At 36.0% G+C, this 15,455-nt stretch carries 14 protein-coding genes and 1 pseudogene; 13 read left to right on the top strand and 2 right to left on the bottom strand.

The genetic code is table 11. The features are described from left to right. Positions 1-17: 17 nt before the first annotated feature. From J3U00_RS08400 to J3U00_RS08385, 4 genes are all read left to right on the top strand, one after another. Positions 18-515, top strand: a complete 498-nt coding sequence (locus J3U00_RS08400; protein WP_267332137.1) for a PTS system mannose/fructose/N-acetylgalactosamine-transporter subunit IIB — start codon at positions 18-20, stop codon at positions 513-515. A gap of 16 nt (positions 516-531) precedes the next feature. Beyond that, positions 532-975 carry a PTS sugar transporter subunit IIA gene (locus tag J3U00_RS08395; protein ID WP_065733560.1) on the top strand — a complete coding sequence of 148 codons (444 nt, stop codon included), beginning with the start codon at positions 532-534 and terminating at the stop codon, positions 973-975. A gap of 126 nt (positions 976-1,101) precedes the next feature. Continuing rightward, the gene (locus tag J3U00_RS08390; protein WP_267332136.1) at positions 1,102-1,551 is read left to right on the top strand and encodes a hypothetical protein; all 450 of its coding nucleotides are present in this window, start codon (positions 1,102-1,104) and stop codon (positions 1,549-1,551) included. Further along, complete coding sequence (locus J3U00_RS08385) at positions 1,548-2,021, top strand: hypothetical protein (RefSeq protein ID WP_267332135.1); 474 nt, start codon at positions 1,548-1,550, stop codon at positions 2,019-2,021. Before J3U00_RS08390 ends, J3U00_RS08385 begins: the two co-directional genes overlap by 4 nt. Positions 2,022-2,105: 84 nt before the next feature. On the opposite strand, the gene satP is transcribed toward J3U00_RS08385, so the two are convergent. Beyond that, complete coding sequence (gene satP / locus J3U00_RS08380) at positions 2,106-2,678, bottom strand: acetate uptake transporter (RefSeq protein WP_267332134.1); 573 nt, start codon at positions 2,676-2,678, stop codon at positions 2,106-2,108. A gap of 228 nt (positions 2,679-2,906) precedes the next feature. Between satP and dnaK the strand changes: the two genes are divergently transcribed. Both dnaK and dnaJ read left to right on the top strand, forming a co-directional pair. Next, positions 2,907-4,820: a molecular chaperone DnaK gene (gene dnaK, locus J3U00_RS08375; RefSeq protein ID WP_065733563.1), complete on the top strand. Its 1,914-nt coding sequence runs from the start codon at positions 2,907-2,909 to the stop codon at positions 4,818-4,820. Between the two features lie 126 nt (positions 4,821-4,946). After that, positions 4,947-6,083: a molecular chaperone DnaJ gene (dnaJ, locus tag J3U00_RS08370; protein ID WP_065563809.1), complete on the top strand. Its 1,137-nt coding sequence runs from the start codon at positions 4,947-4,949 to the stop codon at positions 6,081-6,083. Positions 6,084-6,280: 197 nt separating this feature from the next. On the opposite strand, the gene grcA is transcribed toward dnaJ, so the two are convergent. After that, entirely contained in the window at positions 6,281-6,664 is a 384-nt protein-coding gene (grcA, locus tag J3U00_RS08365; protein WP_065563808.1) for an autonomous glycyl radical cofactor GrcA, read from the bottom strand. A 197-nt stretch (positions 6,665-6,861) separates the two neighbouring features. Here grcA and J3U00_RS11685 point away from each other — a divergent pair. From J3U00_RS11685 to J3U00_RS08335, 7 genes and pseudogenes are all read left to right on the top strand, one after another. Beyond that, positions 6,862-6,990, top strand: a pseudogene (locus J3U00_RS11685) (glycoside hydrolase family 88 protein); the annotation flags it as partial. A gap of 95 nt (positions 6,991-7,085) precedes the next feature. Continuing rightward, positions 7,086-7,775: a uracil-DNA glycosylase gene (gene ung / locus J3U00_RS08360; protein ID WP_267332133.1), complete on the top strand. Its 690-nt coding sequence runs from the start codon at positions 7,086-7,088 to the stop codon at positions 7,773-7,775. After that, complete coding sequence (gene gntR / locus J3U00_RS08355) at positions 7,772-8,770, top strand: gluconate operon transcriptional repressor GntR (protein WP_267332132.1); 999 nt, start codon at positions 7,772-7,774, stop codon at positions 8,768-8,770. Before ung ends, gntR begins: the two co-directional genes overlap by 4 nt. Positions 8,771-8,919: 149 nt before the next feature. Then, positions 8,920-9,546 carry a uracil phosphoribosyltransferase gene (upp, locus tag J3U00_RS08350; RefSeq protein WP_220225352.1) on the top strand — a complete coding sequence of 209 codons (627 nt, stop codon included), beginning with the start codon at positions 8,920-8,922 and terminating at the stop codon, positions 9,544-9,546. 116 nt (positions 9,547-9,662) lie between these two features. After that, positions 9,663-10,898 (top strand): uracil-xanthine permease family protein, encoded by a 1,236-nt coding sequence (locus tag J3U00_RS08345; protein WP_416379899.1) that lies wholly within the window; start codon positions 9,663-9,665, stop codon positions 10,896-10,898. 389 nt (positions 10,899-11,287) lie between these two features. Beyond that, entirely contained in the window at positions 11,288-12,799 is a 1,512-nt protein-coding gene (locus J3U00_RS08340) for a hypothetical protein (RefSeq protein ID WP_267332130.1), read from the top strand. A 715-nt stretch (positions 12,800-13,514) separates the two neighbouring features. Continuing rightward, positions 13,515-14,768, top strand: a complete 1,254-nt coding sequence (locus tag J3U00_RS08335; protein WP_267332129.1) for a hypothetical protein — start codon at positions 13,515-13,517, stop codon at positions 14,766-14,768. Positions 14,769-15,455 lie beyond the last annotated feature (687 nt).

Below are 15,455 nucleotides of genomic sequence, written 5' to 3'. Positions count from 1 at the left end.
AATATAGAGGTAAAATTATGGGAAAAGTAGTGTTAGCGCGTGTAGATAGCCGCCTTATTCATGGTCAAGTTGCAACTAATGTCTCTAAAGCAGCTGGAGCAAATGCGTTATTTGTAGCCGATGATTACTCAGCAAATGATGAATTTACTAAAAATATTATATTAGGTGCTGGGGCAAGTACAGGACACAAAATAAGAGTATTAAAAGAAGATGGCGCGGTAAGATATTGGAATGATCGCCAGTATGATGATTTTAATGTTATTTTGATAACAAAAAATATAGAAGTTATGTATAAAATCATTAAAGCGGGTGTGCCAATAACTAATCTTAATATTGGGGGTTTACCGCTAGTACCTGGAGCAACTTCAATAATTAAAGAAGTATCGATTAATAAAGAACAACTTGATTTACTAATCGATTTACAAGACAGCTTCCCTAATATGGATATCTATTTTCAAGCGACGCCTTCGTTGAAAAAAGTCACATTAAACGAAGCGATTAAGATGTTTGAATAATATAGGTATCGAAAATATGATAGGTGTTTTATTAGTTAGTCATGGCAAAATGGCTGAAGGGATTAAAGATAGTGTATCAATGATTGTTGGAGAACAAGATAAATTTGAATCACTATCACTCAATCCAGGACAAGATATTGAACAATTAAAAGATAATTTATTTGATTGTTCAAAATCTCTAGACTCAGGGCAAGGTGTCTTAATTTTTGTTGATTTATTGGGTGCCTCGCCTTATAACGCATCAATGCGATGTTTGCCAGAATGGGAAAAATTAGGTATGAATGTCCGCGTCATTACCGGTATGAACTTGCCAATGGTAATTAATGCTGTATGTAATAGAGATTCATTATCACTACTTGATTTGGCAAAAGAGTGTGTTGAAACTGGACATGAGAATATCCAAGAAGCGATTAGCAATATGGCTAATTTCTCCCAATCTCAAAATGAAGATGATTATTGATTAAACTAACATCTTCTATAGATAATATTATTTGATAATCATTATTTTAATATTATCTATTTGTTTCGCTGTTAGTGTGACTAATATCGCACTAACAGTTTTTCTAAATTAAAATAATTATTAAAAATGGATAAATTTAAAGACCTTGTACTAAGATACTGTGTCATTTTTGGCAAAAGATTTACGTCTAAAGAAAAAATCACTTTTTTAAGAGTGATATCTAAAGAACTTACTCAATTGGGCTATATAGTTGATGCTAAATTAGCAAAATTAAAGTTAGCAACAAGACGGTATGAAAATTATTACAACGCTTATATTGGTAATTTAGATCAAGCTGAATTAATCATTTGTACCTATTATGATACTGGTATTAAAAATTTTAATTTTAATAAAAAATATGCATTCACGCCTCACTTTAGTAAATTAGGCTATTTTATAAGTATTTCGCCAATTATTTTCTTATTCATCACCTCATTGGTATTAAATTACTGGGTGTTCATACCCAAAATTCAGTCGCAGGGTTTTTTTAGTATTCCCGGCGTATCGTCTATTGTTTCGACTATTTTATTATTTTGAAATACAAAAGTGGCATTCCGAATCAAAAGAATTTTGTTTGTAACTCTTCAAGTATTATTACAATTATCAATTTAATTAATAAATTAGATAAAAAAGAAAAGAAGAAAATTGCTTTTGTTTTATATGATGATGGTAATAATGGACAATATGGCCTAAAGATGCTGGAAAGCTATGCAAAACAATTGAAAAATAAAAAATTCATATTTATAGATAGCATTGGAAATGGTGATGAATTGATTTATTTAAAACCTGAAGAGTCAAACATTCATTTAGAAAATATTTTTTTTAAACAAGGAACAATGGACATCCAATTTCCAAATTACATTATGATGACATCGGGAACAATGGATAACAGTGGTAAAATTATGATAAATAACGCTTTTAGCTCAAAAGATAATAATTTATCTGAAGAAACAATAAATAAACATACCCAGTCTCTTTTAAATGTATGTAAATCATTGATAAATTAAAATAAAAATTAAAAGCTAGATTTTTTATTTTCTTTTTCAAAAAAATCACATCTACCAATTTTGTTAGTAGATGTGATGTTCTTATCAATGCTGAGATTTTGCACCAACTGGTAAAATTGTACGTCCATATTGTTCATTAAGCGCTTCAGCCATCGCTAAATAAATAGCACTGGCACCGCAAATAATACCCTCAAAACCGGCAATATGAATGATGTCATGGTTACCACAAATGTTACCAATTGCTAATAAAGCAAATAAAACAGTTAAACTTGCAAAAACAAATTGTAATACTCGATTACCTTTTAAAGTACCGATAAACATAAATGCGGTAAAAATTCCCCATAATGCCAGGAATATACCCACAAAGGTTGCATCAGTTGGAGCGGTTGCTGGTGATGTCGGTAAATACCAAATACCAACAAGAGAGATCCAAAAGAAACCATATGAAGTAAACGCTGTAGTACCAAAAGTATTACCTTTACGAAATTCTAAAATTCCAGCGATCACCTGTGCCAGTCCACCATAAAAAATACCTATTGACACAATGGCCGTCATGACAGGAAAAAAACCTGCGTTATGAATATTTAATAAAATTGTAGTCATACCAAAACCCATTAAGCCGAGAGGGCCAGGGTTTGCTAATTTAGTTTGTTCCATAAAGATCCTATAAATTAATTCTCATAATAAAAAAGGCGGCAATAATAAGTGTAGAGAGGCCTATAATCAAGATTTAAGAAAAAATAATTTATTTTGCCCCTTGATATTAAAAATATTGTTCCCATTTATGTGAAAACAATTACATATCTTTGTCAAAATAAGGACTTGAAATTAAATATTTAAGACTTATATACAAAGAATAAAATACAGGTTTGAGGAGAAACGATTATGGGTAAAATTATTGGTATCGACTTAGGTACAACAAATTCATGTGTTGCAGTAATGGATAACGGCCAAGCAAAAGTATTAGAAAATGCCGAGGGTGATCGCACAACCCCATCGATTATTGCTTACACACAAGATGGCGAAATTCTAGTTGGTCAACCAGCTAAACGCCAAGCAGTAACCAATCCACAAAATACATTATTTGCGATTAAACGTTTAATCGGTCGTCGTTATGAAGACGCTGAAGTACAACGTGATGTTGGCATCATGCCATATAAAATTGTTAAAGCAGACAATGGCGATGCATGGGTTGATGTTAAAGGCCAAAAAATTGCTCCACCACAAATTTCTGCTGAAGTATTGAAGAAAATGAAAAAAACAGCAGAAGATTATCTTGGTGAGCCAGTAACTGAAGCAGTAATTACTGTTCCTGCTTATTTTAATGACGCACAACGTCAAGCAACTAAAGATGCTGGTCGTATTGCTGGTTTAGATGTTAAACGTATCATCAACGAACCAACAGCAGCAGCATTAGCGTATGGTTTAGATAAAGATGTCGGTAACCGCACCATTGCAGTTTATGACCTTGGTGGTGGTACATTTGATATCTCAATTATCGAAATTGATGATGTTGATGGTGAAAAAACATTCGAAGTATTAGCAACTAATGGTGATACTCACTTAGGTGGTGAAGACTTTGACTCTCGTTTAATTAACTATTTAGTTGATGAATTTAAACGTGAACAAGGATTCGATCTTAAAAATGATCCACTTGCAATGCAACGTCTAAAAGAAGCAGCTGAAAAAGCGAAAATTGAATTATCATCAGCACAACAAACTGATATTAACTTACCATATATCACTGCTGATGCAACTGGACCAAAACACTTAAATATCAAAGTGACTCGCGCTAAACTTGAATCATTAGTTGAAGATTTAGTTAAACGCTCAATGGAACCAGTTAAAACAGCATTAAAAGATGCAGGTCTTACTGTTTCTGATATTAAAGATGTGATTTTAGTTGGTGGTCAAACACGTATGCCAATGGTACAAAAAGCCGTTGCAGACTTCTTTGGCAAAGAACCACGTAAAGACGTTAACCCTGACGAAGCAGTAGCAGTAGGTGCTGCGGTACAAGGTGGTGTATTAGGTGGTGATGTTAAAGATGTATTATTACTTGACGTAACACCATTATCATTAGGTATTGAAACAATGGGTGGTGTAATGACTACCTTGATTGAGAAAAACACAACTATTCCAACTAAACATAGTCAAGTGTTCTCAACTGCTGAAGATAATCAATCTGCGGTAACCATTCATGTGTTACAAGGTGAACGTAAACGTGCAAGTGATAACAAATCATTAGGTCAATTTAACCTTGATGGAATTCAAGCTGCACCACGCGGTATGCCACAAATTGAAGTAACATTTGATATCGATGCTGATGGTATATTGCATGTATCAGCAAAAGATAAAAATACTGGTCGTGAACAAAACATTACCATTAAAGCTTCTTCAGGATTAAGTGAAGAAGAGATCCAAAAAATGGTAAATGATGCAGAAGCAAATGCTGATGCTGACCGTAAATTTGAAGAATTAGCTCAAATTCGTAACCAAGCTGATCATCTTGTTCACTCAACTCGTAAACAAGTGACTGAAGCTGGCGATCAATTATCAGCTGATGACAAAACCGCTATCGAAAGCGCCGTGAGTGATTTAGAAAATGCTGCACGCGGTGAAGATAAAGCAGAAATCGAAGCTAAAATTAATGCATTAATGGAAGCTTCAAAAAAATTACTTGAGTTAGCTCAACAACAAGCTCAAGCTGATCAATCTGCAAGCCAAGCAAATAGCGCAAACTCTGCTGATGATGTAGTTGATGCGGACTTCAAAGAAGTTGATGATGATAAAAAATAAGCATTAACTAATATGTTTTTTAATGAGTTATTTCAACGAGTTTTAAACATGTAAAACATTAAACGGGCGCGAGGTAACTCAAGCCCGTTTAGTTGTTTATATAATGACTAAAGTTAAAGGTTAATTATGGCGAAGAAAGATTATTATGAAACATTAGGCGTAAGTAAAAGTGCTACTGAAGCTGAGATAAAAAAAGCCTACAAACGCCTAGCCATGAAATATCATCCGGATAAAAATCAGGATAATAAAGCAGAAGCTGAAGCGAAATTCAAAGAAGTCAAAGAAGCTTATGAAATCTTAACCGATCCACAAAAGAAAGCTGCTTATGATCAGTATGGACATGCTGCTTTTGAACAAGGTCAAGGTGGTGCTGGAGGCGGTGGCTTCGGCGGATTTGGTGGTTTTGGTGGAGGTTCTGCATTTGATGATATCTTCAGTGATTTCTTCGGTGGTGGGCGCGGACGTGGTCAAACCGCGTCACGAGGCGATGATTTACAATACAACATCTCATTAACGCTAGAAGAAGCAGCAAGTGGCGTAAGTAAAGAGATAAAAGTACCAACATGGGTAACTTGTGATGTATGTCATGGACAAGGAACAGAAAAATCATCAGATGTCGTAACGTGTGATACATGTCATGGCGCTGGTGTTGTACAAATGCGACAAGGCTTCTTTGCTGTACAGCAAGAGTGTCCAACCTGTCACGGTCGTGGAAAAATCGTTAAAAATCCATGTAAAAAATGTCATGGTGAAGGACGTATTCAGAAAACGAAAACACTATCTGTTACCATCCCTGCTGGCGTGGATACCGGAAACCGTATTCGACTTTCAGGCGAGGGTGAAGCGGGACTTAATGGCGCCCCAGCCGGAGATTTATACGTCCAGGTACAAGTAAAACCACATGCAATCTTTGAACGTGATGGTACAAACTTACATTGTGAAATTCCAATTAACATTGTTTTAGCATCACTTGGTGGTGAAGTAGAAGTACCAACACTAAATGGTAAAGTCAGCTTAACCATACCAGCTGAAACTCAAACAGGTAAAATGTTCAGATTGCGTGGAAAAGGAATTAAATCATTACGCGGTAGCGCAGTAGGTGATCTATACTGCCACGTAGTGGTTGAAACCCCAGTAAACTTAACTGGCAAACAAAAAGAGCTACTAAAAGAATTGGGTGAAAGTTTCAAAGCTGACAAAAACTCAAAACACAGCCCAAAAGAAAAAAGCTTTTTTGATAAAGTGAAAAAGTTTTTTGGATAAAAAATATCACTTAATAGCGAAGTAGGGTTTCCTGCTTCGCTATTTTTTTGACACTCAAATAAGACTAAATGTATCTGTAAATATTGAATGTAAATTTGACACAGCGCAATATTTAACTTGGGTGCAATAAAACCTAAATTAAAAGTTAAAAAAAACCCAGCATAAAGCTGGGTGAAACTTATTGTCAAATAAGAAACTTAGATTTTAGTTGTAAAAGTACGAGCAATAACATCGCGTTGTTGTTCAGCTGTTAACGAGTTAAAACGAACAGCATAACCAGAAACACGAATAGTTAATTGTGGATATTTTTCTGGATGTTGAACTGCGTCTTCTAAAGTCTCACGACGAAGAACGTTCACATTTAAATGTTGACCACCTTCAACTTTAATTGTTGGTGCTACATCTAATGGAATTTCACGATATTCGATTTGACCAAGTTCAGCAGTTGGGACAACTTGATCTTCTTTATAAACTGATTTAGCAGCAACACAACGAGCTTCTTTTGTTGAATCATCTAATAACCAGAATGAGTTAAGTAGTGCTTTATTATCAGCTTTAGTAATTTGGATACCTGTAATCATTTTAAATCCTCCTAATGGATCTGGACGTTATTGTCCTAAACTATTGAGACTAATATAGCACTTTCAAAATTTGATTAAAATCAAAAAAAGCTATTAATCTGATAAGTTTTACCGTTGATTAGCTTTTTAGCAACTGGTCAGTAAAAATATCAATTATATCTGGGAGTTAATAATCAATATAGATATGCCTGTTCGAAAATGTTTCATTAGGTACTGCAATGGGCAGTGACTTAGAATATTACAAACAAATACCATTAACATCGATGACATATGGTCAATCCATGGCAATTTTGTGTTTAACTGAATATTTAAGAGTATTTATTTAATATCATCCAGCATTGATTAGCATTAGGTTTATTATTATTTTTAGGTATAATTATTATCAATGCAGTACCAGATAAAATAATAGTAAAGGTAAAATATGAGTAATCAATTAACCTGGAACGATGTTATTGGCTCTGAAAAAGAGAAGCCCTATTTTCAACATATAATGCAATTTGTTGCCACACAACGCGCTGAAGGTAAAACCATTTATCCTCCTCAGCGCGATGTGTTTAATGCATTTCGTTTCACTGAATTTAATAACATCAAAGTGGTAATCCTAGGGCAGGACCCTTATCATGGCCCAAACCAAGCTCATGGTTTATCCTTTTCTGTATTACCGGGAATCAAACCACCGCCATCACTACTCAATATCTATAAAGAACTCTCAACGGATATTGATGGATTTACTATTCCAAATCATGGTTACTTAGGTTACTGGGCAACTCAAGGCGTACTACTACTTAACAACGTATTAACGGTTGAAGCTGGTCAGGCCCACTCTCATGCCAAAATAGGTTGGGAAACCTTTACCGATCATGTTATTGCTGCGATCGATAAACATTTGGAAGGCGTGGTATTTTTACTTTGGGGCTCGCCGGCTCAGAAGAAAGGTCAATTTATTGATCGGCAAAAACATCATGTATTAACCGCGGTACATCCATCACCATTATCTGCACATCGTGGCTTTTTTGGATGTAAACACTTCTCAAAAGCAAATGCGATCATTATACAGCATGGTAAAACACCCATCGATTGGCAACCAAGATTACCGGAAAATAAACAATGAGTAAAAAACGTCGTCCAGGCTTACAAGAAATCGCCAATTTAATTGGCATCAGCAAAATGACAGTCAGTCGCTTTTTGCGAGATCCCAACCTAGTATCAGAATCACTTCGGTTAAAAATCTCATCGGCTATTGATAAATTAGGATATATTCCTAATAAAGCGCCTGACATGCTATCTAATGCCAAAAGTTATGCTATCGGAGTGGTATTACCCTCATTAACCAACCAAGTCTTTGCTGATATTTTAAAAGGTATCGAAATGGTTACTGATGTAAAAGGGTACCAAACCATGATCACCCACACCGGATACAGTGCGGATAAAGAAGAGCTACGGGTTCGTTCATTACTCTCATACAACATCGATGGACTCATATTAACAGAAAGAATACACAATCCGGCTACGCTCAAAATGATCGAAATATCTGGCGTACCTGTAGTTGAAATTATGGACAGTGTCTCACCCTGTATAGATATGGCTGTTGGATTTGACAACTTTACAGCCACCAAAAATATGATCCATCACATGATAGACAAAGGCCGACGCAACATAGTTTACTTCAGTGCAAGGCAAGATCAGCGAAGCATCATACGTCAGCAAGGATATGAAAAAGCCATGCAAGAGGCAGGATTAACGCCTAAAACATTAGCAACCAAAGAAGCCTCATCCTATGAACTAGGCGCAAGATTTTTACACCAAATACTAAAAGAGTACCCAAGTGTCGATGGTATATTTAGTACTAATGATGATTTGGCGCTAGGTGTGCTACTTGAATGTCAACGTATTGGTATTAAAATACCGAAACAAATAGCCATCGTTGGATTCCATGGTCATAAAATTGGTCAATATATGAATCCCAAGCTAGCCTCAATTCAAACACCAAGAATCGAAATGGGCAAAATTGCTGCTGAATTACTACTAAAGCGTATCAATGGCGAAAAAATAGACCAAAAAGTTATCGATTTACCAGTTGAATACCTCGAAGGTGAAAGTTTATAAAAAAATGACAAGCAAGTATTCACATCATCAATAATAATGCCTTTATTGGGATTTCTGGTTTTCATGATTTGATAACTCTGCTATAATTACCTCTCAGTGGTTATTTATACCTACTAATTAGATCATCGAAAAATAACACTGAGGCCCCCATGAAAATTGTTGAAGTAAAACACCCTCTAGTTCGCCATAAAATCGGCTTAATGCGTGAACACGATATTAGCACAAAAGATTTCCGAGACCTTGCTAGTGAAGTTGGTAGCTTATTAACTTATGAAGCGACAGCCAATCTACCGACTGAAAAAGTCACAATTCAAGGTTGGTGTGGACCTGTTGAAGTAGAACAAATCAAAGGTAAAAAAATCACCGTTGTGCCTATTTTACGTGCTGGTTTAGGAATGATGGATGGTGTCTTAGAACATATACCTAGTGCAAGAATTAGTGTTGTTGGTTTTTATCGTAACGAAGAAACGCTTGAACCAGTTCCTTATTTCCAAAAACTAACTTCTGATATTGAAGAACGAATGGCATTAGTCGTTGATCCAATGCTTGCTACCGGTGGTTCAATGGTTGCAACTATTGATCTGCTCAAAAAAGCAGGATGTAAAAATATCAAAGTACTTGTATTAGTTGCTGCGCCAGAAGGAATCAAAGCATTAGAACAAGCTCACCCAGATGTCGAACTTTATACCGCATCAATCGATGAACGGTTGAATGAAAAGGGCTACATTTTACCAGGACTTGGTGACGCCGGAGACAAAATATTCGGCACTAAATAAAATCTCAAATTTTAGACCGGTTTTAACCGGTTTTTTTATGCCTACTATTTGATTATAAATAGATATGATTAACATTAAGTGGAATAAGAGAGGACAATGTGTCTAAAACTACCAATATCAATAATGATGCATCACAACATTCGTGGCAAGATATTTTTACCGGCGCTCAAATGCTATTTGTTGCATTTGGTGCATTAGTACTTGTGCCATTATTAACCGGATTAAATACCAATGTTGCTTTATTCACAGCCGGATTGGGCACACTATTATTTCAACTCACCACCAAAGGAAAAGTCCCGGTATTTTTAGCATCATCCTTTGCTTTTATTGCACCGATCTCTTTTGGCGTTGCACAGTGGGGAATTCCTGCAACATTGGGTGGACTTGTTGCAGCCGGTTTTGTGTTTATGTTTTTTGCCTTTTTGGTCAAAATTAACGGAAAGCACGTAATTGATCGCATTTTACCGCCAGTGGTTACTGGACCGATCATAATGGTTATCGGTCTATCACTTGCACCGGTAGCCGTCAAAATGGCAATGGGAACCGACAGTGGAATACCCGCCGAAAACTATCAATTAATTTTGATCTCAATGGCGTCACTATTAACCACCTTAATTGTAGCAATTTGGGTCAAAGGCTTTTTTAGATTAGTCCCGATCATTGCAGGTATTGTTGTGGGATACGCATTGTCTTGCATAATGGGCATAGTCAATTTTCAACCCATTATTGATGCGCCATGGTTTAAAGTACCAGATTTCACCTTTCCAGAGTTTCACTGGCAAGCTATCTTATATATGATCCCAATTGTAATTGCACCGACGATCGAGCATGTTGGTGATATTATGGCGATCAGTGCCGTAACCGGAAAAGATTATACCCGAGATCCGGGCTTACAAAGAACATTGCTTGGTGATGGATTAGCAACCTCAAGTGCAGGCTTCTTTGGTGGTCCACCTTGTATCACTTATGCCGAAGTTATTGGCGCGGTCACATTAACCCGTAACTTCAAAACACGAGTAATGACTTGGGCGGCAATTTGGGCAATTTTCATGTCATTTGTTGGAAAGATCGGCGCTTTTTTAAGTACGATCCCAACAGTTGTTATGGGCGGGATTATGGTGCTTTTATTCGGCTCGATTGCATCAGTAGGTATTAATATATTAATTAAACATAAAGTCGATCTCTCTATACCACGCAATATGTGTATTGTTTCATTAGTATTAGTCTTTGGGATCGGTGGAATGATATTTGATTTTGGGTCTTATGCACTACAAGGCATTAGCTTATGTGGAATTTTAGCGATTTTGTTAAATTTAATTTTACCTAAAAAAAATCAACTGACTAATAACTAGCTGTCAATTATCAAATTGATTAACGGCTAAAAAGTTACTGATTTTACACAAAAAAAGTTGAGGAGCGGGGTTTTTAGCATTTACCCCCCCTTAAAATCAATAAATTGAAAAAAATTCCAAAAAAATAAAATTTTTCTAGAATTAAAAATTATGGTTTTTAAGGATTTGTAAATTTGATATTTATCAATTAAAACATAATTTAATTAACAATTGTTTAGTTCTTTTTCTGAAGAGCTTTACAAAGATTAACGATATAAAATGAAAAATTTATTGCGCCATATTTTTCCCGTTATTATACTCCCGAGTCATTTTAGCTGAGTAGCTAAAATTCAACCAATAAATATAAATTAGTAAATAAATCAAATATTTACTTGACAGGATAGTCGAATATGTATTACAATTTACAAAAGCCTAGGGCAACCTATAATTTAAATTTGCCTAATTTAAACTCTCAGTCTTTTTTTTTTCACTCTAGCTTATTAATCGACGAAAATTTAAGATCACGCATTAGATCGTCACGCGGATTATCATTCCGATCATCTCTCAGATCTAAATTACGCCGGCAGATCTTTTTACCGCTAGGCCTTTTACTAATACCTTTTTATTCAAGCCATGCATTAACTTCACAGACAACAAGAAATCATATTCAGGGCAGTGCGCCTTATTTTGTTTATAAAAATGTCGGCGCTAGCATACTTGCGGTTGATACTGATGGTTTACTCAGTATTGCTTTTAACAATGGTGTGCAATACACGCCTTCAACTAATACTTCATCTTCTTCTGCACCAATCGTCTTGCCTATTGCTAACCAACCTGTTAGTGGCATTCACATGTTTATTCCAGTTGACAAAGATTCAGTGGAATTCAGTATGCTTGGTTGGAAGGATGATGATGGCGATACAGACGTTACAGCTACAGGTACTTTAAGTTTATCTGTCACCGATAAATACAACCGAGCTGTACCACGTGATCGAACATTAGGGCCTTGTGGTGCCCCTTATCGTCTTAAATTAACCAGTACGAATGGTAATCTATCCACACGTTATGGGGTTCCTCGTAGTCGTAGTTTTAATGCAAGTACTGTGACTTATTATGTTACTCCTAACCCTGATACTGAACCAGAAGTTTGTTTTGCCAAACCTGTTTTGGTTGCAGATAAAGAAAAGAACGCTGGTCCGGCTTCTATTTGGAATCCTTATAAGGGGTTTTTCACTCATAATAAGCCAGAGTTTTATGATAGAAACTTTCCGACTACGGGTGCTAATAACATGTACTTTGATTTAGAAATTGCTGGTAATAGTCAGCTATTGGCCTGGTCTTCTGTCACTCGGGGAGGTATTACTGCTACTGTGGGCAATTTTACACCGACAAGTGTACGCATAACCTTAACCGGCCCAGTTGCGACTGCATCCCAATGGAATTCTAGTAACCCTGGTCTTATTGCTAAGCCTACTTTGCCGCAGACTTTCGAGTTAATAGGTCATTATGTCCATAATGGTAAGAAAGCTGTCAAGTATGGGTTTGAGATAAAACAATGGTTTGTCAACCGAGGTAAAGCCTATTACACCTATCCTAGTATGGAGTCCTGGTGTAATAAAATTGGTTATCGTATGCCTACGGTTAAAGATTTAACTAATGCAAAACGTTATGAAGTGACTGGTGCTACACCTTCCTCATCAGGTGATTATTATCAGCGTAGAATTGGTGCCAGCTTTATTGCGGAGTGGGGTGATCTAAGCAAATATGAAAAAGCCGACTTTGGTACTAACTGGTTCTGGACCAATGTTATAACTCCTAGCAATGAGTATAATCGGTTTATTGTTCACCCTGATGATGGTCATACACATTGGGCTTATATTGGCTCTGCTGTCACTTCGGTAGGGCTTTGCACTTATCCTTAACACTTATTTTTTCGTTCTTAATTATACTAAGGTTTAGGGGAGGGATTAGGAATGGAAACGATTTTGTGGCTTAACGACACATAAGCTTACGCTTAGGCGGGTTTATTTTTGTGATGCTTTATAACAAAAAAGTTGAGGAACGGGGTTTTGGCATTTAAAACCCCGCCTAAAAATCAATAAATTGAAAAATTCCAATAAAATAAAATTTTCCTAGAATTAAAAATTATCGTTTTTAAGGATTTGTAAAGTTGATATTTATCAATTAAAACTTAATTTAACTAACAGTTGTTTAGTTCTTTTTCTCTGAAGAGCTTTACAAAGATTAACGATATAAAATGAAAAATTTATTGCGCCATGTTTTTCCAGTTATTATACTCTCGAATAATTTTAGTTGAGTAGCTGAAATTTAACCAATAAACACAAATTAGTAAATAAATCAAATATTTACTTGACAGGATAGTCGAATATGTATTACAATTTGCAAAAGCCTAGGGCAACCTATAATTTAAATTTTCCTAATTTAAACTCTCAGTCTTTTTTTTTTCACTCTAGCTTATTAATCGACAAAAATTTAAGATCACGCATTAGATCGTCACGTGGATTATCATTCCGATCATCTCTCGGATCTAAATTATCCCGACAGATCTTTCTACCGCTTGGATTGTTACTAATACCTTTTTATTCTAGCCATGCATTAACCTCTAAAACCTCAAATATGATTCAAGGTAATGCACCTTATTTAACTTTTGATGGTGGTAAGACTCGTGCTCCTAATATTGAAGATTTGCTCGGCATTAAGCTATCTAACGGAAAGCAGTACACGACTAAAACTAATACCTCCTCATCTTCAAAACCCATTGAGTTACCTGTTGAAGGTCAAAGTTTTGCTGATATAGATATGATCTTTCCAACGAATGTCGATTTAATCACTTTAAAAACGCTTATTGGTCCGCCCAATAATTATTGGTGGGATGATGACGGTGATGGTGAGATTAATGTTAATGGTTTTTTAGAGTTATCTCTCGTTGATTATAGAAATAGAACAGTATCACGTAATACAGTGTTAAGGCCTTGTAACGCGCCTTATGAGGTTATATTAACTAGTACAAATGGTACATTAACAACGCGTTATGGTTTTCCCAATAGTAGTGATTTCAATCCTAGTCGGATCACTTATTTTGTCAAACCTAAGGGGCAGGAAATTTGTTTTGCCAGTCCAAGTCTATCTTTCGAAGGCAATGGAGGTGTAAAAGCGGGTCCACCTGAAATTTTTGATCCATCTCTTGGTTTTTTACCTCAATCAACTGACTCATATGGTAAAAACTTTCCGACTACAGGTGCTAACAACATGTACTTTGATTTAAAGATTGCAGGTAATAGTCAAGCATTGTCTTGGGGTTCTGTCTCGCGTGGTGGTATCACGGCGACTATGACCAACTCTACAGCGACAGGCGTACGGGTTACCTTAACTGGCCCTGCAGCAACTGAATCCCAATGGAATTCCAGCAATCCCGGTCCTATTACTAAGCCTACTTTGCCTCAGACCTTCGAGTTAGTTGGTCGAGATAGTAGTGGTAAAGCTATCGTTAAATATGGTTTTACGTTAAAACAATGGTTTGTTAACCGAGGTAAAACTTATTACAGCTATCCTAGCATGGAATCCTGGTGTAACAGTATTGGTTATCGCCTGCCTAAAGTTAAGGATTTAACTAATGCAAAACGTTATGAAATTGCTGGAGGTACACCTTCATCATCAGGTGATTATTATATGCGTACAATTGGTGCAGGCTTGCTTGCGGAGTGGGGTAATATAGGTAAATATGACCGAGCCAACTTTGACGCCGCCCGATGGTACTGGACCAGTGATATAAAAGGTTTAAGCCGGTTCGTTGTTTTTCCTAAAGATGGTCATGTACATTGGGCTGAGCCCTCGTATGATAAATCGGTAGGGCTTTGCACTTTGCCTTAGCATGGTCGTACAATAAAAGCAATTTTGTGGGCAATAGCCCACATAACCCCCACCTTGGTGGGGTTATTTTTGCGTTTTTTATTGCAATAAAGTTGAGGAACGAGGTTTTTGGCATTTAAAACCCCACCTAAAAATCAATAAATGAACAAAATTTAAATAAAATTATATTTTCTTGGGATTAAAAACTATAATTTCAAAGATTTGTAAAGCCCTTATTTATCAATTAAAACATAATTTAGCTAACAGTATTTTAGATCTTTTTCGGATCATTTTAGTTGGATAGCTAAAATGTAATCAAAAAACATAAAATAGTAAATAAATCATAAATATACTTGACAGGATTGTCGCATATGTTCTATAATTTTCAACAGGCAACAGGCAACAGGCAACTTGGCCAACCTATAATTTAAATTCGCCAAATTTAAACTCTCAGCCTCTTTTTTTACACTCCGGTTTATTAATTGACAAAAATTTAAGATCACGCAGTCGATCGTCGTTCCGATCGTCATTTGGATCATTTTGTCGATCTAAATTATTTCGAGAGATCTTTTTACCGCTAGGCCTTTTACTCATACCTTTTTACTCCAGCCATGCATTAACTTCACAGACGACAAAAAATCAGATTCATGGTAGTGCGCCTTATTTAACTTATGACGGTGGCCTTACACGTGCGGTTGATACTGATGG

This window comes from Gilliamella sp. B3127, assembly GCF_026536935.1.
In the GTDB taxonomy this organism is placed as follows: Bacteria; Pseudomonadota; Gammaproteobacteria; order Enterobacterales; family Orbaceae; genus Gilliamella; species Gilliamella apicola_E.
This window is presented reverse-complemented; position numbering and strand designations above follow the sequence as displayed.